The organism is Rhodanobacter sp. OR87 (genome assembly GCF_000473345.1).
Classification (GTDB): Bacteria; Pseudomonadota; Gammaproteobacteria; order Xanthomonadales; family Rhodanobacteraceae; genus Rhodanobacter; species Rhodanobacter denitrificans.
Genome location: NZ_AXBJ01000003.1, coordinates 116,302 through 137,451, shown reverse-complemented (window position 1 = coordinate 137,451; position 21,150 = coordinate 116,302). Strand labels below are relative to the sequence as shown.

At 67.9% G+C, this 21,150-nt stretch carries 26 protein-coding genes; 15 read left to right on the top strand and 11 right to left on the bottom strand.

Annotation, left to right across the window (positions count from 1 at the left end):
• Positions 1 to 59: 59 nt before the first annotated feature.
• The 9 genes from lolD to RHOOR87_RS20685 all read right to left on the bottom strand — a co-directional run bounded on the left by lolD (position 60) and on the right by RHOOR87_RS20685 (position 6,511).
• Positions 60 to 758 carry a lipoprotein-releasing ABC transporter ATP-binding protein LolD gene (lolD, locus tag RHOOR87_RS0103765; RefSeq protein ID WP_027484278.1) on the bottom strand — a complete coding sequence of 233 codons (699 nt, stop codon included), beginning with the start codon at positions 756 to 758 and terminating at the stop codon, positions 60 to 62.
• 7 nt (positions 759 to 765) lie between these two features.
• Positions 766 to 2,007, bottom strand: a complete 1,242-nt coding sequence (locus RHOOR87_RS0103760; RefSeq protein WP_007508934.1) for a lipoprotein-releasing ABC transporter permease subunit — start codon at positions 2,005 to 2,007, stop codon at positions 766 to 768.
• Between the two features lie 98 nt (positions 2,008 to 2,105).
• Positions 2,106 to 2,543 (bottom strand): protein YgfX, encoded by a 438-nt coding sequence (locus RHOOR87_RS0103755; protein WP_007508937.1) that lies wholly within the window; start codon positions 2,541 to 2,543, stop codon positions 2,106 to 2,108.
• Positions 2,515 to 2,763 carry a succinate dehydrogenase assembly factor 2 gene (locus tag RHOOR87_RS0103750; RefSeq protein WP_007508938.1) on the bottom strand — a complete coding sequence of 83 codons (249 nt, stop codon included), beginning with the start codon at positions 2,761 to 2,763 and terminating at the stop codon, positions 2,515 to 2,517. The genes RHOOR87_RS0103755 and RHOOR87_RS0103750 overlap by 29 nt, the downstream gene beginning before the upstream one ends.
• A gap of 103 nt (positions 2,764 to 2,866) precedes the next feature.
• Complete coding sequence (locus tag RHOOR87_RS0103745; protein WP_007508940.1) at positions 2,867 to 3,649, bottom strand: succinate dehydrogenase iron-sulfur subunit; 783 nt, start codon at positions 3,647 to 3,649, stop codon at positions 2,867 to 2,869.
• Between the two features lie 90 nt (positions 3,650 to 3,739).
• On the bottom strand, positions 3,740 to 5,527 hold the full coding sequence (gene sdhA, locus RHOOR87_RS0103740) for a succinate dehydrogenase flavoprotein subunit (protein WP_007508942.1): 1,788 nt from the start codon (positions 5,525 to 5,527) through the stop codon (positions 3,740 to 3,742).
• Positions 5,528 to 5,531: 4 nt separating this feature from the next.
• Entirely contained in the window at positions 5,532 to 5,945 is a 414-nt protein-coding gene (gene sdhD, locus RHOOR87_RS0103735; protein WP_007508944.1) for a succinate dehydrogenase, hydrophobic membrane anchor protein, read from the bottom strand.
• Complete coding sequence (gene sdhC / locus RHOOR87_RS0103730) at positions 5,942 to 6,337, bottom strand: succinate dehydrogenase, cytochrome b556 subunit (protein WP_007508947.1); 396 nt, start codon at positions 6,335 to 6,337, stop codon at positions 5,942 to 5,944. Before sdhC ends, sdhD begins: the two co-directional genes overlap by 4 nt.
• An 87-nt stretch (positions 6,338 to 6,424) precedes the next feature.
• Complete coding sequence (locus RHOOR87_RS20685) at positions 6,425 to 6,511, bottom strand: DUF1674 domain-containing protein (protein WP_231378305.1); 87 nt, start codon at positions 6,509 to 6,511, stop codon at positions 6,425 to 6,427.
• Between RHOOR87_RS20685 and RHOOR87_RS0103725 the strand changes: the two genes are divergently transcribed.
• Both RHOOR87_RS0103725 and RHOOR87_RS0103720 read left to right on the top strand, forming a co-directional pair.
• Positions 6,504 to 7,526, top strand: coding sequence for a folate-binding protein (locus RHOOR87_RS0103725; RefSeq protein WP_231381714.1), 1,023 nt, complete (start codon positions 6,504 to 6,506; stop codon positions 7,524 to 7,526). The two genes, RHOOR87_RS20685 and RHOOR87_RS0103725, sit on opposite strands and share 8 nt — an antisense overlap.
• A gap of 475 nt (positions 7,527 to 8,001) precedes the next feature.
• Positions 8,002 to 8,436, top strand: a complete 435-nt coding sequence (locus RHOOR87_RS0103720) for a cell wall hydrolase (protein WP_015448071.1) — start codon at positions 8,002 to 8,004, stop codon at positions 8,434 to 8,436.
• Between the two features lie 82 nt (positions 8,437 to 8,518).
• On the opposite strand, the gene RHOOR87_RS0103715 is transcribed toward RHOOR87_RS0103720, so the two are convergent.
• Positions 8,519 to 9,013 (bottom strand): glycine zipper 2TM domain-containing protein, encoded by a 495-nt coding sequence (locus RHOOR87_RS0103715; protein WP_007508954.1) that lies wholly within the window; start codon positions 9,011 to 9,013, stop codon positions 8,519 to 8,521.
• A gap of 26 nt (positions 9,014 to 9,039) precedes the next feature.
• On the bottom strand, positions 9,040 to 9,621 hold the full coding sequence (locus RHOOR87_RS0103710) for a glycine zipper 2TM domain-containing protein (RefSeq protein WP_007508956.1): 582 nt from the start codon (positions 9,619 to 9,621) through the stop codon (positions 9,040 to 9,042).
• Between the two features lie 157 nt (positions 9,622 to 9,778).
• Between RHOOR87_RS0103710 and RHOOR87_RS0103705 the strand changes: the two genes are divergently transcribed.
• From RHOOR87_RS0103705 to ccmD, 13 genes are all read left to right on the top strand, one after another.
• Positions 9,779 to 10,564 (top strand): TatD family hydrolase, encoded by a 786-nt coding sequence (locus tag RHOOR87_RS0103705; RefSeq protein WP_015448072.1) that lies wholly within the window; start codon positions 9,779 to 9,781, stop codon positions 10,562 to 10,564.
• A gap of 80 nt (positions 10,565 to 10,644) precedes the next feature.
• A complete protein-coding gene (locus tag RHOOR87_RS0103700; RefSeq protein WP_007508962.1) occupies positions 10,645 to 11,169 on the top strand; it encodes a MarR family transcriptional regulator in 525 nt (174 codons plus the stop codon).
• Between the two features lie 11 nt (positions 11,170 to 11,180).
• On the top strand, positions 11,181 to 12,659 hold the full coding sequence (locus RHOOR87_RS0103695; RefSeq protein ID WP_015448073.1) for an efflux transporter outer membrane subunit: 1,479 nt from the start codon (positions 11,181 to 11,183) through the stop codon (positions 12,657 to 12,659).
• Positions 12,646 to 13,854, top strand: coding sequence for an HlyD family efflux transporter periplasmic adaptor subunit (locus tag RHOOR87_RS0103690; protein ID WP_007508966.1), 1,209 nt, complete (start codon positions 12,646 to 12,648; stop codon positions 13,852 to 13,854). Before RHOOR87_RS0103695 ends, RHOOR87_RS0103690 begins: the two co-directional genes overlap by 14 nt.
• Before the next feature lie 11 nt (positions 13,855 to 13,865).
• Positions 13,866 to 15,428, top strand: a complete 1,563-nt coding sequence (locus RHOOR87_RS0103685; RefSeq protein WP_007508967.1) for a DHA2 family efflux MFS transporter permease subunit — start codon at positions 13,866 to 13,868, stop codon at positions 15,426 to 15,428.
• 76 nt (positions 15,429 to 15,504) lie between these two features.
• Positions 15,505 to 16,002: a polyhydroxyalkanoate synthesis repressor PhaR gene (gene phaR, locus RHOOR87_RS0103680; protein ID WP_007508969.1), complete on the top strand. Its 498-nt coding sequence runs from the start codon at positions 15,505 to 15,507 to the stop codon at positions 16,000 to 16,002.
• Between the two features lie 115 nt (positions 16,003 to 16,117).
• Positions 16,118 to 16,879, top strand: coding sequence for an acetoacetyl-CoA reductase (gene phbB / locus RHOOR87_RS0103675; RefSeq protein ID WP_007508971.1), 762 nt, complete (start codon positions 16,118 to 16,120; stop codon positions 16,877 to 16,879).
• Between the two features lie 78 nt (positions 16,880 to 16,957).
• Positions 16,958 to 18,361 carry an NAD(P)/FAD-dependent oxidoreductase gene (locus RHOOR87_RS0103670; RefSeq protein WP_007508973.1) on the top strand — a complete coding sequence of 468 codons (1,404 nt, stop codon included), beginning with the start codon at positions 16,958 to 16,960 and terminating at the stop codon, positions 18,359 to 18,361.
• On the top strand, positions 18,354 to 18,761 hold the full coding sequence (locus RHOOR87_RS0103665) for a DUF3293 domain-containing protein (RefSeq protein ID WP_007508975.1): 408 nt from the start codon (positions 18,354 to 18,356) through the stop codon (positions 18,759 to 18,761). The genes RHOOR87_RS0103670 and RHOOR87_RS0103665 overlap by 8 nt, the downstream gene beginning before the upstream one ends.
• A 61-nt stretch (positions 18,762 to 18,822) precedes the next feature.
• Entirely contained in the window at positions 18,823 to 19,458 is a 636-nt protein-coding gene (gene ccmA / locus RHOOR87_RS0103660) for a cytochrome c biogenesis heme-transporting ATPase CcmA (protein ID WP_007508977.1), read from the top strand.
• The gene (gene ccmB, locus RHOOR87_RS0103655) at positions 19,451 to 20,137 is read left to right on the top strand and encodes a heme exporter protein CcmB (RefSeq protein ID WP_015448074.1); all 687 of its coding nucleotides are present in this window, start codon (positions 19,451 to 19,453) and stop codon (positions 20,135 to 20,137) included. The genes ccmA and ccmB overlap by 8 nt, the downstream gene beginning before the upstream one ends.
• A gap of 6 nt (positions 20,138 to 20,143) precedes the next feature.
• Positions 20,144 to 20,902: a heme ABC transporter permease gene (locus RHOOR87_RS0103650; RefSeq protein WP_007508981.1), complete on the top strand. Its 759-nt coding sequence runs from the start codon at positions 20,144 to 20,146 to the stop codon at positions 20,900 to 20,902.
• Positions 20,899 to 21,135: a heme exporter protein CcmD gene (ccmD, locus tag RHOOR87_RS0103645; protein ID WP_007508983.1), complete on the top strand. Its 237-nt coding sequence runs from the start codon at positions 20,899 to 20,901 to the stop codon at positions 21,133 to 21,135. The genes RHOOR87_RS0103650 and ccmD overlap by 4 nt, the downstream gene beginning before the upstream one ends.
• The last annotated feature ends 15 nt before the right edge of the window (positions 21,136 to 21,150 follow it).

Here is a 21,150-nt window from a genome sequence, read left to right as displayed (position 1 = left end):
CCGCCTGAAAGCACGAAGTCGGCCCTCTTCCCGGTGCCACGGAGAAACAAGCCAGAGCGTCAGGCTTTCGGGCTTTCCTGCAGCACGCCGTTGTGCAGCACCAGGGTGCGGTCCATCTTCGCCGCCAGCTGCGGATCGTGGGTGACCAGCACGAAGCTGGTGCCGATCTCGCGGTTGAGCTCCAGCATCAGCGCGTAGACCTGCGCAGCATTGCCTTCGTCGAGGTTGCCGGTGGGCTCGTCGCCGAGCACGCAAGCCGGACGGGTCACCAGCGCGCGCGCCACCGCGCAGCGCTGGCGTTCGCCGCCGGACAGCTCGGACGGCTTGTGCTGCGTGCGCCCGCCCAGGCCGACCCGTTCCAGCAAGGCCATGGCCTGCTTCTGCGCCTCGGCGATCGCGGTGCCGCGGATCAGCAGCGGCATGCACACATTCTCCAGCGCGGTGAACTCGGGCAGCAGGTGGTGGAACTGGTAGATGAAGCCGAGCGAGCGGTTGCGCACGCGGCCGCGCTCGGCGTCGGACAGCTTCGACAGCACGCGGCCGTCCACTTCCACCTCGCCGGCGGTCAGCGTGTCGAGTCCGCCGATGATGTGCAGCAGGGTGCTCTTGCCCGAGCCGGAGGCGCCGACGATCGCCATCGTCTCGCCGCGCTTCAGGGTGAAGCTGACGTCGCTCAGCACCTCGGTGCGCAGGCCGCCCTCGTCGTAGGTCTTGGCGACGTGGCTGGCACGCAGCACGTTTTCGGTCGTGGAATTCATGGCGGCCTTATTCATAGCGCAACGCCTGCGCCGGCTGCGTGCGCGAGGCGCGCCACGCGGGGTAGAGGGTGGCCAGCAGCGAGAACGCGAAGGTGAGCAGCGCGGTCCAGCCCACGTCCTGCCAGTCGAGCCGGCTCGGCACCTCGCTGATGTAGTAGACGTCCGGCGACAGGAAGGTGACGTGGAAGGTGTGCTCGATCCACTTGATGATGCCCGGCAGCTTCCACGACAGCAGCGAGCCGAAGCCCACGCCGAAGCCGATGCCGACGAAGCCCACCAGCACGCCCTGCACCATGAACATGCCCATGATGCTGCGCGGGGTGGCGCCGAGCGTGCGCAGGATCGCGATGTCGGCCTGCTTGTCGGTGACCAGCATCATCAGCATCGAGATCAGGTTGATCACCGCGACCAGGATGATCAGCGACAGGATGATGAACATCACCATCTTTTCCATCGACAGCGCGGCGAACAGGTTCGCGTTGGTGTCCATCCAGGTCTGCACCCGGTAGACCTGGCCCAACTGGTCGGCCAGCTCGCGCGCGACCGGACGGGCGTTGAACAGGTCGTCGAGCTTCAGGCGGATGCCGGTCGGGCCGCTGAGGTCGTTGAGCTTCTCGGCGTCGCTCATGTTGACCAGGGCCAGGCCGGAGTCGAACTGCTCCATGCCCAGCTCGAACGTGCCCACCACGTGGAAGCTGCGCATCCGCGGCACGCTGCCCATCGGCGTGGCGCGCAGCTGCTGCACGACCATGGTGATGCGGTCGCCGACGGTAACGCCGAGCGTCATCGCCAGCTCGCGGCCCAGCACGATGTTCCAGCTGCCCGGGGTCAGCTCGGCGAGCTTTCCCTCCAGCATGTGCTTGTCGATGTCGACGACCCTCGGTTCCTGCGCCGGCTCGACGCCGCGCACCAGCGCGCCGCTGGAGCGACGGGCATTCAGATAGGCCTCGGTCTCCACGTACGGCGCGGCGCCCAGCACGTGCGGGTTGGCCTCGGCGATCTGCAATGCACGCGGCCAGTCCTGCACGCTCTCGCCGATGCCGGACACGGTGGCGTGCGAGATCGCGCCGAGGATGCGCGAGCGCATCTGGTAGTCGAAGCCGTTCATCACCGACATCACCGTGATCAGCGCGACCACGCTGATCGCGATGCACACGATCGACACGGTGGAGATGAAGGAGATGAACTGGTTGCGCCGCTTGGCGCGGGTGTAGCGCAGGCCGATGAAGAGTTCGAGCGGTCGGAACATGGGCGGGTCGCTTGTGGGAATCGCAGGGCGGGCCGCCCGGTCGCCCATTATCGGGCATTCGCTCGGACCGCGCTGCAGCGTCGAAGTTGCCGCCACGCTCAAAGGTGCGGCACGGCCTCGTCGGGCTGCATGGCCGCCAGCCGCATGCGCAGGCGCCGGCGGATGTCCGCATCGCTGTTGTCCGGCGCCAGCAGCAGCATCTGCACGCCCTGCTCCGCCGTATGCAGGCGCAGCAGCACGAACACGCCGAGCACGCGGAACGAGGCCAGCGTGGCTGGCATGTCCTGGTGATCGGCCAGGTGCAGCGTCCAGGCATCGTCGGCGCTCCAGCCGGCCGCCGTGACCGGGGCGGCGGCCAGGCGTCGAAGCGTGTGCCAGGTCGCCATTGCCACGGCTGCCGCCAGCAGCAGCTTCAGCCATGCGGGCAGCGCGCTCAACGCCACGGCGAGCCACGCCAGGGCGGCAACCAGTACCAGGGCTTGCCGCAGCCGTCGCGACGGCCGGTACTCAAAGCCGATGGCGGGCGCGGATGTCATCGACGATCGCCTGCCAGTCTGCCCGCTCGGGGCGCGCGTGACCCATCACCCAGTCCCACAGGTCCGGGTCCTGCACGTCGAGCAGTTGGTCGAAGGCCTGGCGTCGCGCCTCGTCCGCATCGGCGAAACATTCGTCCAGCCAGCCGCCGAACAGCGCGTCCAGTTCGCGCGTGCCGCGGCGGGTGCGCCAGCGCAGACGCTTGATGCGTGCTTCATCCATCACGAGGCTCGGTCGTTGTCCATGAAGGCGGAGTGTAGCCGTTGCACCGGAACGCTACAGGCCGCGCATGGCGGCCTGTAGCGTACGAAACCCGGTAGCGCGCTCAGGCCGAGCGCCGCTCCACCATCAGCTTCTTGATCTCCGCGATCGCCTTGGCCGGGTTCAGGCCTTTCGGGCAGGTGCGCGTGCAGTTCATGATGGTGTGGCAGCGGTACAGCTTGAACGGGTCTTCCAGATCATCCAGGCGCTCGCCGGTGGTTTCATCGCGCGAGTCGACGATCCAGCGGTAGGCCTGCAGCAGGATCGCCGGGCCGAGGTACTTGTCGCCGTTCCACCAGTAGCTGGGGCAGCTGGTGGAGCAGCAGGCGCACAGGATGCATTCGTACAGGCCGTCGAGCTTCTTGCGGTCTTCCGGCGACTGCAGGCGCTCCTTGTCGGGCACCGCGCTCTGCGTGCGGACCCACGGCTTGATCGATGCGTACTGGGCGTAGAAATGGGTGAGGTCGGGCACCAGGTCCTTCACCACCGGCATGTGCGGCAACGGGTAGATCTTCACGTCGCCGGCGGCGACGCTGTCGATCGCGCAGATGCAGGCCAACGTGTTGGTGCCGTCGATGTTCATGGCGCACGAGCCGCAGATGCCTTCGCGGCAGGAGCGACGCAGCGTGAGCGTGGGGTCGATCTCGTTCTTGATCTTCAGCAGCGCGTCCAGAACCATCGGGCCGCAGGCGGCCAGGTCGACCTCGTAGGTGTCGATGCGCGGGTTCTGGTCGTCGTCCGGACTCCAGCGATAGATCCGGAAGGTACGCGGCTTCTTCGCGTTCTTCGCCGGGTAGTGCTTGCCCGGCTGGATCTTGGAGTTTTTCGGCAGTGAGAATTCAGCCATTGGTATGCATCCGCAGTAGACAGAAAGGACCGGGACGGATCAGGTTCGCACGCAACACGATGCCCTGTTCCCCATTCCCCACTCCCGCACTCAATACACGCGCTTCTTCGGCGGCACCACTTCGACCTCGTCGGAGAGGGTGAACATGTGCACCGGGCGATAGTCGAAGCTGGTCTTGCCGTTCTCGTCCACCTTGACCAGGGTGTGCTTCATCCATTCGGCGTCGTTGCGCTCGGGGAAGTCCTCGCGCGCATGGGCGCCGCGGCTCTCCGGGCGCTGCTCGGCCGAGTGCATGGTGCCCACCGCCTGGTCGAGCAGGTTGGCCAGCTCCAGCGTCTCGATCAGGTCGGAGTTCCACACCAGCGAGCGGTCGGTGACCTTCACCTGCTTGAACGAGTCGCGCACCTTGTCGATCTTGGTGCAGCCTTCCTTCAGCGTCTCGCCGGTGCGGAACACCGCGGCGTCGGCCTGCATGGTGCGCTGCATGTCGAGGCGGATCTGCGCCGTCGGCAATTCGCCGCCGGCGTGGCGCAGGCCGTCGAAACGGGCCAGCGCCTTGTCCAGTGCGCTGGCCGGCAGATCCTTGTGCGCGGCGCCGGGCTGGATGAGCTCGGCGCAGCGGTGCGCCACCGCGCGACCGAATACCACCAGATCGAGCAGCGAGTTGGAGCCCAGGCGGTTGCCGCCGTGCACCGACACGCAGGCCGCTTCGCCGATGGCGAACAGGCCCGGTACCACGGCGTCGACGTCGTCGCCCTTCTTCTGCACCACTTCGCCGTGGTAGTTGGTGGGGATGCCGCCCATGTTGTAGTGCACGGTGGGCAGGATCGGGATCGGCTCCTTGGTCACGTCCACGCCGGCGAAGATGCGCGCCGACTCGGCGATGCCCGGCAGGCGCTCGTGGATAACTTCCGGACCGAGATGCATGAGGTTGAGGAAGGCATGGTCCTGGTGCTCGCCCACGCCGCGGCCTTCGCGGATCTCGATGGTGATGGCGCGGCTGACCACGTCGCGCGAGGCCAGGTCCTTCGCGCTGGGCGCATAGCGCTCCATGAAGCGCTCGCCCTTGGAATTGGTGAGGTAGCCGCCCTCGCCGCGCACGCCCTCGGTGATCAGGCAGCCGGCGCCGTAGATGCCGGTGGGGTGGAACTGCACGAACTCCAGATCCTGCAGCGCCAAGCCCGCGCGCAACACCATGCCGCCGCCGTCGCCGGTGCAGGTATGTGCGGAAGTGGCGCTGAAGTAGGCACGGCCGTAACCCCCGGTAGCCAGCACCACCGCCTGGCCGCGGAAGACGTGCAGCGTGCCCTCGTTCATGTCCAGCGCCAGCACGCCGCGGCAGACGCCTTCCTCGTCGAAGATCAGGTCGGTGGCGAAATACTCGACGAAGAAGGTGGCGTCGTGCGCCAGCGCCTGCTGGTACAGCGTGTGCAGGATCGCGTGGCCGGTGCGGTCGGCGGCGGCGCAGGTGCGCTGCGCGGTGCCCTTGCCGTAGTGCGTGGTCATGCCGCCGAACGGGCGCTGATAGATGTGGCCGTCCTCGGTACGCGAGAACGGCACGCCGTAGTGCTCCAGCTCGATCACCGACTGCGGCGCGTTCTTGCACATGTACTCGATCGCGTCCTGATCGCCCAGCCAGTCGCCACCCTTCACCGTGTCATAGAAGTGGAAGCGCCAGTCGTCCTCGCCCATGTTGCCGAGCGCGGCGGCGATGCCGCCTTGCGCCGCCACGGTATGCGAACGGGTGGGAAACACCTTGGTGACGCAGGCCGCCTTGAGGCCCTTCTCGGCGAGGCCGAAGGTGGCACGCAGGCCGGCGCCGCCGGCGCCGACCACCACCACGTCGTACTTGTGCTGCTGGATCTTGTAGCTTTCCACGGTCTCAGACTCCCAATGCGATGCGCAGCACGGCCAGCACGCCCGCGAGCGCGCCCAGCACCGCGAGGAACTTGATCGCCACCAGCAGCACCACTTCCTTCCAGCGGGTGTGCACGTAATCCTCGATCACCACCTGCAAGCCAAGCACGGCGTGCCAGAACGCGGTGACCACGAACAGCATCAGCAGCAGCGCATTCCACGGCCTGGCCACCATGGCCTTTGCCGTGGCGTAGTCGGCGTGTAGCAGGGAGAGCACGGTGACCACGAACCACAGACCGAGCGCGATCAGTGCAGCGGCGGTGACGCGCTGCACCCACCAGTGGTCCACGCCATGCTGCGCCGAGCCCAGGCCACGCGCATGTTTCATCGGGTGGCGCAGCTGGCTGCGCACATCATCGGTACCCACGCGCAGGTTCATGCCGCACCTCCTTGAGCGAGCACGCAGGCCCAGATAAGTACCGTGAGCACGAAGCTGCCGATCACCGACAGCCAGCTTGAACGCACGAACTGGGGAATCTTGTAACCCGCGCCGGTGTCCTGCACCAGGTGGCGGATGCCGTTGCACAGGTGATAGCCGAGCGCCCAAGTCCAGCCCACCAGCAGGATGAGGCCGATCGGGCTGCCGGTGCAGGTCTTGAATTGCTCGAAGGCCGCCTCGCCGGAGGCCAGCGCCAGAATCCCCCACACCACCAGCAGCGTGCCAACGGCCAGGGCGATGCCGGTGGCACGATGCAGGATGGAAGTCACCATCTGTATCTGCCACCTGTAAACCTGCAGGTGCGGGGAGAGCGGTCGTTGCTTGTCTGCCATGGCGGCTATCCTGTGTGGAATCGCTGGTGCCCATGCCGCACCTTCCCCTGTCCTGATGCGCGACGACGACGAGCGCCGCGCGGTCGTTCAGAAGTCGATACAGCGTCCGTTCTTTTCCCAATCGCCATAACGCGTGGGATCGGGAGCCGGCTTCTCCCCCGATACCTTGTCCACCGCCGGCCTGACAGGCACGACAGTCGTTTCCGCCGGAACGGAAACGGGTGTGGATTCGGCTGGAGAGGAGGTAGTGGACATGGTTTTTTGTAAGCCGCCAAAGGTTAATACTTGCGGCAATGCAGTACAACCATGCATCACGCACCGGTGCACTCGCATCGCGCGTCGTCACTTGTGTCTCGCGCCATGCACCCCCAACTCCAGCAGCCTCATGCCGACACACCACTCCGCCGAAACCCTGCTGATCGAAGGCCCCGACGCGAGAGCTTTCGCGCACGCGCAGTTCAGCAGCCCCGTCAGCTCGCTCGCCATCGGCCAGTGGCAATTCAGCGCATGGCTCGATCCGCAGGGACGCGTGCGCGCACTGTTCCAGCTGGCCCGACTCGCCGACGAGCGCTACCTGCTGCTGCTGCGCGGAGGCGACGCCGCGGCGATGGCCGATGCACTGCACCGCTTCGTGTTCCGTTCGAAACTCAGCGTGACGGCATGTCCGCCGCGCCGCCTCGCCACCGGCGCGGTGCTGCCGCTGCACGCGGTCGCCGACGACGGCGAGAACGTGTCGCTCGGCTGCGGCACGCACAGCCTTCGCCTCATCGCCACCGGCGCGGGCGACGACGCGTGGCGCCTGCCGCAGTTGCGCGCAGGCTGGCCGTGGCTGCCGGCATGCTTGCTGGGCGAATTGCTGCCGCCGGCCTTGTCGCTGCAGCGCCTGCATGCCGTCGCCATCGACAAGGGCTGCTACCCCGGCCAGGAAATCGTCGCACGGCTGCATTTCCGCGGCGGGCACAAGCGACATCTGCATCGCGTCACTTTGTCGCAAGCAGCGGTCGCCGGCGACACGCTGCGGCGAGATGGGCGCGAGGCTGGTTGCGTGCTCGATGTCGTCGGCACGGATGACGGCATCGAGGCACTCGTCGTGTTGAGCGATGACATCGCCGCAACGGTTGGCGCCGGGCATCCGCATGCATTCGACGACAACCTCGCGCTCGACATCATCGCGTCGTGGCCGGCGTGAGCGACGACCGGCGACGCAGATGAATTTCGCGTGCAATGCGCATCAAGGGATCGTGAGCGTCAACTGAACTTCGGCATCCCGGCACTTGCCAGCTACGAAATCCGCCACTAGGCTCCGCCGATCGAATATCGCGGCAGCCGGAACACGGGGTGCCGATACACGCGACGAACCGGAAGAATCCGAATCGGCGCGACCCGGCAGCAACAACGCCGGATGGAACACCGCCTCGCAGCCAACGAGTGCGTAGTAGTCGAAGGCAACACGGCCGACGCGGCCGCGCAACGCCCGACAACAGCCAAATCCCCCGACCGGCCTGAACCGCCGTTCGACCCGCCACAATCCCGTGGCAAAGCGTCTTGGCCACAAGTTTCGGCCACGACGATTGATCCAGGTGGAACGGCCTGCCCGCCCGTCCACCGCAACGGCGCTCGAAGCTGCAACTGCTTCGCGCGTACAGCACGTTGGAGGCAGAACCATGAAACTTTCCATGCTGTTGTGGCTGACGACCCTGATGCCGCAGCCCGTCGCTGACCAGGCTTGCCTGGCCACCACCGTCTACCTCGAAGCACGCAGTGAACCGACCAATGGTCAGCTCGCCGTGGCGGAAGTGGCGCTGCGTCGCCGCGACCGCGGGCGCTGGGGCGACACCGTCTGCAAGGTGGTGACCTCGCCCCACCAGTTCGCCACCACGACCACGCCCGGCTCGTTCGAAATCACCAACCTCGAAGCCTTCAACAAGGCATGGCAGATCGCCGGCATGTCGATCCGGAACTGGCAGCTGCCGGTGGCGCAGCGTCGCATGCTGGTGCCGCGCGCCGACCACTTCGCCACCACCGCGATCTCGCCCGCATGGTCGCGCAACCGCCCAAGCGTGACGATCGGCGAGCACGCGTTCTACGCAGTGAACTGACCGCTCATCGGCGACCAAACAAAAAGGCCCTCTTTCGAGGGCCTTTTCTTTTTTGGACGTCCAGACGTCCATATGTCATTACTCAACGCGCATAGACGTGATCGCCACGAACCTCGACGTAGTCGCCGCTGCGGACACCGGGGTTCTCGCGCTGGGTCACCGTGGCGTACTGGCCATTGTCCAGTCGAACCACGATGCGCCAGGCGACGTCGCTGCCGCTGTTGCGCTTGCCGATCTGGTTGCCGACGACGCCGCCGGCGACCGCGCCGGCCACGGTGGCGGCCTTGCGGCCGTCACCCTTGCCAACCTGGTTACCGAGCACGCCACCGGCCACAGCGCCGATGATCGCGCCCAGCGTACCGCCGTTGCCGCTGCTGCCATCGATGTAGACCTGCTGCACCTCCTGCACCACGCCGCACGTCTGGCAGCGCACGCTGCGGTCGCCGTAACCGTTCTGTCCCTGATAACCGCGGTTGTAGGTGCCGTCGTTGCCGTACGGCGAGGTCGCGCAGCCGGCGAGGGCCAGTCCGGCGCTCATCGCGGCGGCCATGGCGAATTTGCTGGTCAGTGCATTCATGGGCTCGTTCCTTTTCCGGGGTTGCTTCAGTGGGCGTCGGACACCGCCGTCACGCCTTCCTGCACCTGCACCCGGTCGCCCGGGTCATGATCCATCCGCACCGTGCGGGTGACGCCGTTGTATTCGTAACGAACGTCGTAACCGACGATCTTGCTGCTGGTGTTGTTGACGGTTTCGCACTTGCGCTCCACCGTCGAGCTCACCTGGGCATGCTGCCGGCTGGCCTGGATGCGGTTGCCGGCATAGCCGCCACCGACCGCACCGGCCACCGTGGCCAGCGTCTTGCCCTTGCCGCCGCCGACCTGATTGCCGACCAGGCCGCCGACCACCGCGCCGATCGCGGTACCGGCGATGCGGTGCTCATCCTTCGGCGGCTCGGTATGCGTGACCGTCTCGTCATGGCAAACCTGCTTCGGATTGTTCACCGTCGAACGCACCGGGTCGACGCTGACCACCTTGGCGTACTTGACCCCGGCGTCCGCGCTGGTGCCCGCGTCGGCGGAGGCATTGGAAGCGCCGGCGTCCGCATTGCGGTTGCAGGCCGAGAGGCCAGTCGCGAGTACCGCCGCAATGGCGACATTGAGTACATTGGCTGTCAATCTGTTCATTACGATCCTCTCCTCTGTTTTTTGTTTGGCGGCATGGCGGGATGCCCCCGGCATCGCGCAATTACCTGCGTGGCCATTGAACCGTTGTTCAACTGAATCGCAGCTAGCTCACGCTCGTTACATTATCTTCACGCCACCGACGCAGGACTCTCTGCCAGTGCACGAAAAACGAACCCGGGTACCGCTCGTCGACAGCCACGTGCATCTCGACGACCAGGCGTTCGCTGGTGATCTCGAGGCGGTCATCGAACGCGCCCGCCAGAGCGGCGTCGACACGCTGGTCGTTCCTGCCGTCGATGCCCGGAGCTGGCCGGAAATCCGCCAGCTCTGCGCCCGTCATGCCGGGGTGCACCCCGCCTATGGGCTGCACCCGCTGTTCCTGTTGCAACATGCGCCGGAGCATGTCGACGCCCTGTCTTCCTGGCTGAACGAGAACCGTCCAGTGGCGGTCGGCGAGATCGGGCTGGACTTCCACCGGGACGACCTCGACCGGGAACTGCAGCGGCACTGCTTCTGGCGTCAGCTGCAGCTGGCCGGCGAGCACGACCTGCCGGTGATCGTGCATGCGCGCGGCGCGCTGGAGGAAGTCACCCTGACCTTGCGCCGCAACGGCAGGTTGCGCGGCGTGGTGCACAGCTTCTCCGGTAGCGAGCAGCAGGCGCGCCAGCTGTGGGATCTGGGTTTCCACCTCGGCATCGGCGGCCCGGTGACCTACGAACGCGCGCAGCGCCTGCGCCGGATCGTGGCGCAGATGCCGATCGAGTTCCTGTTGCTGGAAAGCGACGCGCCGGACCAGCCCGGCGCCGCCCATCGCGGCGAGCGCAACGAGCCGGCCCATGTCGTCGAAGTCCTGCGCTGCATCGCTGCGCTGCGCAACGCGCCGGAAGCGGACATCGCCGCCGCCACCAGCGCCAACGCCCGCCGCCTGTTCAGGCTCAACTGACGCCCAGGCCATCCGTCACTTGCCAACGGTGACCCCGGTTTGCTATTTTTTATTTCACTGGTGAAATATGAGTCAGTGAAATGGCACGCCTGGCAAACTGCATCACGATGATGGACGAAGGCGTCGGCCGGGTCAGCCAGATCATCCCGCAGGTACCTGCGCTCGAAGCGCGGCTGTGCCGGTTGATGCTGATGCTCGGCGACGACATCGAGGAAGAGCTCGAATTCAAGCTGAAGGCGCACAAACTCAACCACAGCGAATTCCTGACCCTGATGATCCTGTACAGCCGCCCGGACGGCAGCTCGACCCCGGGCGAGCTGTGCGAGTACACCTCGCAGGGCGCCACCAACATGACCCGCATCGCCAACGCGCTGGTCAAGCGTGGGCTGATCACCCGCGGCGGCAGCGAAGCGGACCGCCGCCGCGTGCTGATCCGCATCACCGCAGCCGGGCGGCGCTTCGTGCAGAAGATGCTGCCGCCGATGTTCCCCCGCGTCGCCACCATGTTTGCCGGCTTCAGCGACACCGACAAACGCCATTTCGATCGCCTGCTGCGCAAGCTGGCGGGCAACCTCGACCAGTTGGGCGAAAGCCGCCTCCCATGAAGGACACCCCGATGAAACATGCCCCGCTCCGCGGTCGCACGGTGCTGGTCGCCGCGATGGTGCTGGCGCTGGCCGGCTGTGCCGCTGCACCGGCCAGGCTCGGCACACCGGCGCTGCGCGACGATGTGCCGCTGGCCGGCCTGCAGGCCCCGGTCCGTGCCGGCTGGCCAACCGCCCAATGGTGGCGCCAGTACGACGACCCGCAACTGGACGGCCTGATGGATCGTGCCATGCAGCAATCACCGGACCTGGCGCTGGCGCAGAGCCGCGTGCGCAACGCCGAGCAGTCGGCGAAGCTGGCCGCGGCGCAGCTCGGGTTGTCGGTCAACGGCAGCGCCCAGGTGACGCGCGAGCGGCTGAGCGACCACGGCCTGATCCCCAGCCAGTTCCTCGGCTTCAGCTGGTACAACCAGGCCGACCTCGGCGTGCAGTTGCAGTACGACTTCGACTGGTGGGGCAAGAAACGCGCGACGATGGAAGCCGCACTGGACCAGGCGCACGCGGCCGAGGCGCAGCGCAGCGCCGCCGCGCTGGCAATCCAGTACGCCGTCGCCGACACCTACTTCGGCTGGCAGGCCGACCAGGCGCGGCTGCAGCTGGCCGACCGCTTGCTGGCCACGCAACAACAGTTCGCCGATATCGCCGAGTTGCGCGTGCGCCAGGGCGTGGACCTGCCCGACGAGGCGCAGAAGGCCCGGGCCCAGCTGGCTGCGGTGCGCGAGATGCGCGTGGCGCTCGACGGCTCGGCGCAGATCCGCCGCGCCGCGCTGGCCTCGCTGCTCGGCGTCGCACCGACCGAGCTGCCCGAGCTTCGGGCGCGGCCGCTGCCGGCGATCGAACGCGGCGTGCCGGCGAACGGCGGGCTGGACCTGATTGCGCGCCGCCCCGACATCGCCGCCAGCCGCTGGCAGGTCGAGGCCGCGCTGAAGCAGACCGACGCTGCGCGCGCCGAGTTCTTCCCCGACATCAGCCTCACCGCCCTGGCCGGCCTGTCCAGCATCGACATGGGCAAGCTGCTCACTGCCGGCAGCCGCACGTTCGCGCTGACCCCGGCGCTGCACCTGCCGATCTTCAACGGCGGCGCGCTCGAGGCGAATTACGGCGTCAGCAAGGCCCAGCTCGACGCGGCCGTGGCGCAGTACGATAGCGCCGTGCTGGCCGCCGCGCGTGAAGTGGCCACGCAGGCCCTGAGCGCCGAGCAGGTCGCCGCCCGCCGGCACGAGCAGCAGGCCCAGCTCGACGCCGACCAGCGCCTGCTGGCGAACGCGCAGGCGCGGGCCCGCCAGGGCGTGCGCGACCTGCGCGAAAGCCTGGGCGCGCAAGCCGCGTTGCTGCAGCAACGCGACGCCGCCACCCAGCTGCAGGCGCAGGCGGTAAGCACCGACCTGGCCCTGATCAAGGCCCTCGGCGGCGGCTACCGCGCCACCGACGCCGCCACCTCCCCTTCCTCTTCCGTTACCGCCGGAGCCGCCCCGCATGAGCGCCATTGAATCCGCCAAGACCTCCGCCGACGCCAACGACAGCGGCATGGCCGCGAAGGATCCGGCCAAGCGCCGGCGCACGCTGCTGATCGTGGCCAGCGTGTTCATCCTCGCCGCGCTGCTGTGGTTCCTGCTGTGGTTCTTCGTGCTGTCGACCCGGGTGAAGACCGACAACGCCTACGTCGGCGGCAACCAGGTGGCGATCTCGGCACAGGTACCGGGTACCGTGGTGGCGATCCTCGCCGACGACACCCAGCACGTCGAGGCCGGCCAGGTGCTGGTGAAACTGGACAGCACCGACGCCGACACCCGCCTGGCGCAGGCGCGCAGCGCGCTGGCCCAGGCCGTGCGCGGCGTGCGCCAGCAGACCAGTTCGGCGACCAGCGCCGATGCGCAGGTGGTCGCCGCGAAGCTGGACCTGAAGAAGGCCGAGGCGGACCTCAAGCGGCGCCTGCCGCTGATCGCCGCCCAGGCCGAATCGCCGGAGATCGTGCAGCACCTGCGCGACGGCGTGGAGCAGGCGCGTGCCGCGGTGAATGCCGCCGAGGCGCAGGCCGCCGCCGCGCATGCCGCGATCGAAGGCACCGACGTGGCGCAGAACCCGGTGGTGCTGCAGGCCCGCGCGAACTTCCGCGCCGCCTGGGTCGCCGCGCAGCGCAACGCGATCTACGCGCCGGTGTCCGGCTACGTGGCCGAGCGCAGCGTGCAGTTGGGCAACAGCGTGCAGCCGGGCCAGCAGCTGATGACCGTGGTGCCGCTGCACGACCTGTGGATCGACGCGAACTTCAAGGAGAGCCAGCTGCGCCACATCCGCATCGGCCAGCCGGCGAAGATCGTCTCCGACCTCTATGGCAGCGATGCCGTCTACCACGGCAAGGTGGTCGGCCTGGGCGCCGGCACCGGCAGCGTGTTCTCGCTGCTGCCGGCGCAGAACGCCACCGGCAACTGGATCAAGGTGGTGCAGCGCGTGCCGGTGCGCATCGCGCTGGACAACCAGGAGCTGGACCGGCATCCGCTGCGCATCGGCCTGTCCACCGACGTCACCGTCGACATCCGCCATGACCAGGGCAGCGTGCTGGCCAACGCGCCGACGCAACAGCCGGTGGCGCAGACTGGCGTCTACGACCAGATGGCCAGCCAAGCCGACGCGGAGGCCGACCGCATCATCCGCGCCAACCTGTCCCACGCCACCGCCGCGAACTGAGCCGGACCATCATGGCCGCCACGCCGAACGACGCCACACCCGACGCTCCGTTGAAGCCGCTGCACGGCGGCCCGCTGGCGTTGCTCACCATCGCCGTCGCGTTCAGCACCTTCATGGAGGTGCTGGACATGACGATCGTCAACGTCGCGGTGCCGCACATCGCCGGCAGCCTCGGCGTGAGCCCCAGCGAAGGCACCTGGACGATCAGCTCCTACGCGCTGGCCAGCGCGATCATGCAGCCGCTCACCGGCTGGCTGGCGCGCCGCTTCGGCGAGGTGAAGACCTTCGTCGGCTCGGTGCTGCTGTTCGTGATCTTCTCGATGCTGTGCGGCCTGGCCACCAGCATGCCGATGCTGGTGATCGGCCGCCTGCTGCAGGGCGCCGGTTCCGGCCCGATGGTGGCGCTGTCGCTGACCCTGCTGCTGTCCAACTACCCGAAGGAGAAGCAAGGCATCGCGCTGGCGCTGTGGGCGATGACCGTGGTGGTGGCGCCGATCTTCGGGCCGATCCTGGGCGGCTGGCTGACCGACAACTTCTCCTGGCCGTGGATCTTCTACATCAACCTGCCGGTCGGGCTGGCTGCGGCGGCCGTCACCTGGGGCTTGCTGCGCAAGCGCGAGACGAAGACCTTCAAGGCGCCGATCGACATGATCGGCCTGGCCTTGCTGGTGGTCGGCGTAGGCGCGCTGCAGTTCATGCTGGACAACGGCAACGACCACGACTGGTTCGCCTCGCCGATGATCCTCACCCTGGGCCTGGTCGCGCTGGTCTGCCTCACCTTCCTGATCGTGTGGGAACTGCACGCGAAGCATCCGGTGGTGGATCTGTCGCTGTTCAAGCAACGCAACTTCACTGTGGGCGTGGTCAGCCTCTCGCTGGGTATGTTCGCGTTCTTCGGCATCAACGTGGTGTTCCCGCTGTGGCTGCAGATCACCCTGGGCTACACCGCCACCTGGGCCGGGCTGGCCACCGCGCCGGTCGGCGTGCTGGCGTTCCTGATCGCGCCGGTGCTGGGCAAAAACATGCATCGGCTGGACCTGCGCGCGGTGGTGACGTTCGCGTTCCTGGTGTTCGCCGGCACCGCGTACTGGTTCTCCACTTTCGACAGCTCCGCCTCGTTCTCCGCCCTGGTGATTCCGCGCTTCGTGATGGGCCTGGCGATCCCGTGCTTCTTCATCCCGTTGAACCAGGTCTACCTGTCCGGCCTGCCGGTGGACCAGATCGCCAGCGCCTCGGGGCTGTCCAACTTCTGCCGCACGATCGGTTCGAGCGTATCTACCGCGGTCATGGTGACGTTGTGGCAGCACCGCGGCGAATCCCACCACGCCACGCTGACCGAGTACGTCAGCCCCGGCCACCCGGCCACCACCGGGTTCGTCGGCCAGCTGACGCATGGCGGGCTGTCGCACACGCAGAGCCTGGGCCTGATCGACCAGCTGCTGACGCGCGAGGCGCTGACACTGGCAGTGAACGACGTGTTCTGGGCCTGCGCGATCCTGTTCGTGCTGCTGATCCCGGTGCTGTGGTTTGCCAAACCGCCATTCGGCAGCGCCGGCGGCGCAGTGGGTCATTGAGCATGCGGACATGCTGCACCGGCGGGTGCAGCATATTGGCTGGTGCGGCGCAATATCTTCTGCTAGCGTTCGCCGCATGGCACAAACAAAGCGCACCATCAAGAAGTATCCGAACCGGCGTCTCTACGACACGGAGATCTCCAGCTACATCACGCTGGAGGAAGTCCGCCAGCTGGTGCTGGACAACGAGGACTTCGAAGTCCGCGACGCCAAGAGCGGCGAGGACCTGACCCGTTCGGTCCTGCTGCAGATCATCTCCGAGCACGAGGACAAGGGGCAGCCGATGCTGTCGCCGCAGTTGCTCAGCCAGATCATCCGCTTCTACGGCGATTCGCTGCAGGGCTTCATGGGGCCTTACCTGGAGCGCAGCCTGCAGGTCTTCCTCGACCAGCAGACGCAGTTCCGCAGCCAGCTCAACAGCCTGATGGGGCAAACCCCCTGGAACACGCTGAACGACCTGACCGAGCGCAACCTCGCGGCGTTCCAGGCGCTGCAGCGCGGGTTGATGGACACCGCCGCGCAAGTGATGCCGCCCTCCGGCGCCGGCAGCCGCAGCAGCAAGAAATCCGGCTGATCCCAGCCCGGCCGACGGCGCGCATCGACGCGCCGTCCGTTTTTTCTCCCGATCCGATCGCTGCAGCACAACACGTGCTGCCTTGCGGCATGATCGAACCATCGGATGCACAAGCATGAGCCGTTCCGCCCTCCCCACGCGCGTCGCCCTGGTCACCGGCGGCATCGGCGGCATCGGCACGGAGATCTGCCGCCAGTTGGCCCGTGCCGGCCGCCAGGTGATCGCACTGGACCTGGCTTCGCGCGAAGAACGCGTGGCCGCCTTCCGCGATGAAGTGGCCGGTTTCGGCGGTGCCATCGTGTTCGAGCCGATCGACGTCAGCGACTTCGACAGCTGCCGGCAGGCGGTCGAGCGCATCGGACAACGCCACGGCAGCGTCGACATCCTGATCAACGCCGCCGGCATCACCCGCGACGCCAGCTTGCGCAAGATGACGCCGCAGCAATGGCACGAACTGATGCGGGTGAACCTGGACGGCGTGTTCAACATGTGCCGCCACGTGGTCGAAGGGATGACTGCGCGCGGCTTCGGCCGCATCGTCAACATCAGCTCGGTCAACGGCCAGACCGGCCAGTTCGGGCAGACCAACTACTCCGCCGCCAAGGCCGGCGTGCACGGCTTCAGCATGGCACTGGCGCGCGAGACCGCGCGCAAGGGCGTTACCGTCAACACCGTCTCGCCCGGCTACTGCGACACTCCGATGGTCGCGGCGGTGCCTGTCGACATCCGCGCGCAGATCATCGCCGGCATCCCGGTCGGCCGGCTCGGCGCGCCCGCCGACATCGCCCGCGCCGTCGCCTTCCTCGCCGCCGACGACGCCGGCTACATCACCGGCGCCAACCTGCCGGTGAACGGCGGCTACTTCATGAGCTTCTGAGGAACGTTCCGGCCGTGCGGGATTGCAGTCGCGCGGCGCTTGCGGAACAGTGGGCGGGTTCCCCTGCCGGATCGCAGCATGGCGCAGCAACCCATCACCCTCATCGGCGGCGGCCTGGTCGGCGCGCTGCTGGCGCAGCAGCTGGCCGGACGCGGCTTTACCGTCGACGTCTACGAGAAGCGGCCTGATCCGCGGCTGGCCGGCTTCATCGGCGGCCGCTCGATCAACCTGGCGCTGGCCGAGCGCGGCTTGCAGGCGTTGCGCACGGCCGGCCTGGCCGAGGACGTGCTGCAGCGCGCGGTGATGATGCGCGGGCGCATGGTGCACGACCGCGACGGCCACAGCGGCCTGCAGCGCTACGGCGTGGACGACAGCGAGGTGATCTGGTCGGTCTCGCGCGGCGCGCTGAACATGCTGCTGCTGGATGCGGCCGAGGCGGCCGGCGCGCGCTTTCACTTCGGCCAGTCGCTGGTCGGCGCCGACTTCGGGCGGCAGCGCATCCGGCTCGCCGACGAAGCGGGCGTGCAGCACGAACGGGATGCCGGGCTGTTGATCGGTGCCGACGGCGCCGGCTCCACGGTGCGTGCGGCGATGAACGCGCATGCGCCGCTGGGCGAGCGCATCGAGTCGCTCGGCCACGGCTACAAGGAGCTGGAGATCCCGCCGGCCGGCGAGTTGCCGGCCGCGGTGCTGTCGCACAGCGGCGGCCGCGACCAGTTCGCGCTGGAGCCGCACGCGCTGCACATCTGGCCGCGCGGCGGCTACATGTGCATCGCCTTGCCGAATACCGAAGGCAGCTTCACGGTGACCTTGTTCCTGCCGGCACAGAGTGCCGCGCCGAGCTTCGCCAGCCTGCCCGACGCCGCGGCCGCGGCCGCGTTCTTCCGCGAACAGTTCCCGGGCCTGCTGCCGCTGATTCCGCGCTTCAATGAAGATTTCGACAGCCACCCGGTCGGCACGCTGTCCACGCTGTACCTCGAGCGCTGGCACCTGGACGGCCGCGCGCTGCTGCTCGGCGATGCAGCACACGCGATCGTGCCGTTCCACGGCCAGGGCATGAACTGCGGTTTCGAGGACACCGTGGTGCTGGCGAACCTGCTGGCCGAGGCGCCGGGCGACAGCGCCGACGTGTTCGCCGAATTCCAGCGCGTGCGCCAGCCGAACGCCGACGCGATCGCCGCGATGGCGCTGGAGAATTACGTGGAGATGCGCGACTCGGTGGCCGACCCGCACTACCTGGCCAAGCGCGAACTGGGCACGAAGCTGGCCGAACGCATTCCCGGCCACTACATGGCACGCTATCGCATGGTGACGTTCACCCACGTGCCCTACGCCTACGCGCTCGAACGCGGCCGGGCGCAGGATCACTTGCTGGAACAGCTGCTGCGCGACACGCCGCGCGTGGCGGACATCGACATCGAGGCCGCCGCGCGGCTGTTCCAGTCGACACTGGAGCCGCTGCCGCGGCTGCGCCATGGATGAGGCCCTGCTGGAGGCGTTCCGCGCCACCGCCTACCACGTCTGCCTGGACAGCGTGACATGGGCCACGATACGCGTGGACCTGCCGCTGCCGGCCGTGCTCGCCGAGGCGGTCGGTGCACGCCCCTGGGCCTTCGTCACCGCATGGAATCCGCAGGCACGCCGGCGCCCGCCGGCGGAAAACCTGGCCGCACAGCACGAACTGCTGGCCGCATTGCAGGCCCAGTCCGGCGTCGCCATCCACCCTGCCCTCGGCGTAGGCACCTCCGGCTGGAGCGAACCCAGCCTGTTCGTCGCGGGGTTGGGCGTCGATGTGCTGGACCGGCTGGCCAGAACCCACGGGCAACTGGCCTACGTGCATGGTGAGGCCGGCGGCGTCGCCCTGCTGCGGGTGCTGGATTGACCTGCGCAGCGGCAGCGCGCCGCATGGACAAGCGCCCTCGGCATTGCGGACAATCAAGGCAATGACTGCCGCCAGCACCGCCGTGCCCCTACTCGAAGCGCGGGCCCTGAGTTTCCATCGCCAGGACGAACCGGTGTTCGCACCGCTGGATTTCCAGCTGCGCGCGGGCGAACTGGCCCTGGTCGAAGGCGACAACGGCAGCGGCAAGACCACCTTGCTGCGCATGCTGGCCGGCTTGCTGCACACCAGCGCCGGGGAACTGCGCTGGCGCGGCGAGCCGCTGCAGCGCGAGCGCTGCGCCGGCGAAATCCTGTTCCTGGGCCATCAGCTCGGCCTCAAGGCCGACCTCAGCCCCCGCGAGAACCTGCGCATCGCCGTCGGCCTGCACGGTGCTCGCGAGGGAGCCAGCGTGACCACGGTACTGGCCCGGATCGGCCTGCGTGGCTACGAGGACGAGCCGGTGCGCCGGCTGTCCGCCGGCCAGAAGAAGCGCGCCGCGCTGGCCCGACTGCTGTTGCTGCCGGCCAGCCTGTGGTTGCTCGACGAACCGTACGCGAACCTCGACCGCATCGGCATCGCGCTGGTCAACGACCTGTTGGAGAGCCACACCGATGCCGGCGGCGCAGCCATGGTCACCAGCCATGGTGCGGTGAGCTTCCACGGCGGCGAGCCGCGACGGATCCGCATGCATGACTAGACCGGGCCTCACCCCCGCCTGCGCCGCGATGCTGCGGCGCGACCTCACCCTCGCCTGGCGCCGGCGCGGCGACATCGCGATGCCGGTGCTGTACGCGCTGATCGTGACCATGCTGTTCCCGTTCGCGCTGGGGCCGGAAGATACCCTGCTGCAGCGGATCGCCGGCGGCGTGGTGCTGGTCACCGTGCTGCTGGCGATGCTGCTGGCGCTGGACGCGATGTTCGCCAGCGACATCGAGGACGGTTCGCTGGAACAGCTGGTGCTTTCGCCGCAGCCGCTGGCGCTGCTGCTGGGCATGAAGATCCTCGCCCACTGGATCACCACCGCGCTGCCGCTGATCGTGATCGCGCCGCTGATGGCCGCGATGCTGCACCTGCCCGGCGCGGTGATTCCGGTGCTGCTGCTGGCGCTGGCGCTGGCCACGCCGCTGCTCAGCCTGCTCGGCGCAGTGCTGGTGGCGCTGACGGCCGGTACCCGGCGCTCTGGTATGCTGCTCGCCTTGATGTTGCTGCCGCTTTGCGTGCCAGCCGTGATCTTCGCCGCCGGCGCGGTGGCGGCTGCCCAGCAGGGCCTGCCGTGGTTGGCGCCGGTCGCCTGGCTCGCGGCCGCGTTGGTGCTGGCGGTGGTGCTGGCGCCACTGGCCTGCGCGGCGGCCCTTCGCATTGCCCTGGACGCATGACCGTTTATGTCTGACTGGATTCCGCTCTGGTTGCACAAGCTCAGCTCGCCGCCGACGTTCTACCGCTTCGCAGGCGCGCTGCAGCCGTGGGCAATGGGCCTGGCCCTGCTGCTCGGTGCAGTCGCGCTGTACGGCGGCCTGGTGCTGGCGCCGGCCGACTACCAGCAGGGCGACGCCTACCGCATCATCTTCATCCACGTGCCCAGCGCGTGGATGAGCATGTTCATCTACGCGGTGATGGGCGCGGCCTCGTTCGTCGCACTGGTGTGGCGGATCAAGCTGGCCGAGGTGGTGGCGATGGAGTCGGCGCCGATCGGTGCCGCATTCACCTTCATCACCCTGGTCACCGGCTCCTTGTGGGGCAAGCCGATGTGGGGCACCTGGTGGACCTGGGACGCACGGCTCACCTCCGAGCTGGTGCTGCTGTTCCTGTTCCTCGGCGTGATCGGGCTGTACCACGCGTTCGAGGACCGCCGCCAGGGCGCGCGCGCCGCGGCCTTCCTCGCCATCATCGGCATCATCAACGTGCCGATCGTGCATTTCTCGGTGAACTGGTGGAACACCCTGCACCAGGGCAGCACGGTCAACCTGTTTGGCCAGTCGAAGATCTCCGCCGCCATGCTGTGGCCGCTGCTGACGATGACCCTGGCGACCAAGTTCTACTATGCCGCCAGCCTGTTCCGCCGCGCTCGCACTGATCTGCTGGCGCTGGAAGGCGGCAAGGACTGGGTGCGCAAGATCGCCGAAGACGAGGCCGACCGATGAGCGCCCTGCAGCACTTTTTCGCCACAGGCGACGGTGTCGCCGCTTTCTTCAGGATGGGCGGCTACGCCGCCTACGTGTGGCCGGCCTATGCGCTGTTCTTCATCGTGCTGATCGCCGACACCCTCGCGCCGCGCCTGCGCCGTCGCCGCGTGCTGGCGGAACTTCGCGCCCGCCTGGCGCGTCAGAGCGCGCGACAGGAACGCAAACCCCTTTCCACGCCAGCATCCCCCTGACCGGGGCGGTCGACC

What these genes read in the sequence shown, in the direction of transcription:
- lolD (WP_027484278.1), bottom strand. Translation starts at nt 758, where the DNA reads ATGAATTCCACGACCGAAAACGTGCTGCGTGCCAGCCACGTCGCCAAG.
- RHOOR87_RS0103760 (WP_007508934.1), bottom strand. Translation starts at nt 2,007, where the DNA reads ATGTTCCGACCGCTCGAACTCTTCATCGGCCTGCGCTACACCCGCGCC.
- RHOOR87_RS0103755 (WP_007508937.1), bottom strand. Translation starts at nt 2,543, where the DNA reads ATGACATCCGCGCCCGCCATCGGCTTTGAGTACCGGCCGTCGCGACGG.
- RHOOR87_RS0103750 (WP_007508938.1), bottom strand. Translation starts at nt 2,763, where the DNA reads ATGGATGAAGCACGCATCAAGCGTCTGCGCTGGCGCACCCGCCGCGGC.
- RHOOR87_RS0103745 (WP_007508940.1), bottom strand. Translation starts at nt 3,649, where the DNA reads ATGGCTGAATTCTCACTGCCGAAAAACTCCAAGATCCAGCCGGGCAAG.
- sdhD (WP_007508944.1), bottom strand. Translation starts at nt 5,945, where the DNA reads ATGAACCTGCGCGTGGGTACCGATGATGTGCGCAGCCAGCTGCGCCAC.
- sdhC (WP_007508947.1), bottom strand. Translation starts at nt 6,337, where the DNA reads ATGGCAGACAAGCAACGACCGCTCTCCCCGCACCTGCAGGTTTACAGG.
- RHOOR87_RS0103720 (WP_015448071.1), top strand. Translation starts at nt 8,002, where the DNA reads ATGAAACTTTCCATGCTGTTGTGGCTGACGACCCTGATGCCGCAGCCC.
- RHOOR87_RS0103715 (WP_007508954.1), bottom strand. Translation starts at nt 9,013, where the DNA reads ATGAATGCACTGACCAGCAAATTCGCCATGGCCGCCGCGATGAGCGCC.
- RHOOR87_RS0103710 (WP_007508956.1), bottom strand. Translation starts at nt 9,621, where the DNA reads ATGAACAGATTGACAGCCAATGTACTCAATGTCGCCATTGCGGCGGTA.
- RHOOR87_RS0103700 (WP_007508962.1), top strand. Translation starts at nt 10,645, where the DNA reads ATGGCACGCCTGGCAAACTGCATCACGATGATGGACGAAGGCGTCGGC.
- RHOOR87_RS0103695 (WP_015448073.1), top strand. Translation starts at nt 11,181, where the DNA reads ATGAAACATGCCCCGCTCCGCGGTCGCACGGTGCTGGTCGCCGCGATG.
- RHOOR87_RS0103690 (WP_007508966.1), top strand. Translation starts at nt 12,646, where the DNA reads ATGAGCGCCATTGAATCCGCCAAGACCTCCGCCGACGCCAACGACAGC.
- RHOOR87_RS0103685 (WP_007508967.1), top strand. Translation starts at nt 13,866, where the DNA reads ATGGCCGCCACGCCGAACGACGCCACACCCGACGCTCCGTTGAAGCCG.
- phaR (WP_007508969.1), top strand. Translation starts at nt 15,505, where the DNA reads ATGGCACAAACAAAGCGCACCATCAAGAAGTATCCGAACCGGCGTCTC.
- phbB (WP_007508971.1), top strand. Translation starts at nt 16,118, where the DNA reads ATGAGCCGTTCCGCCCTCCCCACGCGCGTCGCCCTGGTCACCGGCGGC.
- RHOOR87_RS0103670 (WP_007508973.1), top strand. Translation starts at nt 16,958, where the DNA reads ATGGCGCAGCAACCCATCACCCTCATCGGCGGCGGCCTGGTCGGCGCG.
- RHOOR87_RS0103665 (WP_007508975.1), top strand. Translation starts at nt 18,354, where the DNA reads ATGGATGAGGCCCTGCTGGAGGCGTTCCGCGCCACCGCCTACCACGTC.
- ccmA (WP_007508977.1), top strand. Translation starts at nt 18,823, where the DNA reads ATGACTGCCGCCAGCACCGCCGTGCCCCTACTCGAAGCGCGGGCCCTG.
- ccmB (WP_015448074.1), top strand. Translation starts at nt 19,451, where the DNA reads ATGACTAGACCGGGCCTCACCCCCGCCTGCGCCGCGATGCTGCGGCGC.
- RHOOR87_RS0103650 (WP_007508981.1), top strand. Translation starts at nt 20,144, where the DNA reads ATGTCTGACTGGATTCCGCTCTGGTTGCACAAGCTCAGCTCGCCGCCG.
- ccmD (WP_007508983.1), top strand. Translation starts at nt 20,899, where the DNA reads ATGAGCGCCCTGCAGCACTTTTTCGCCACAGGCGACGGTGTCGCCGCT.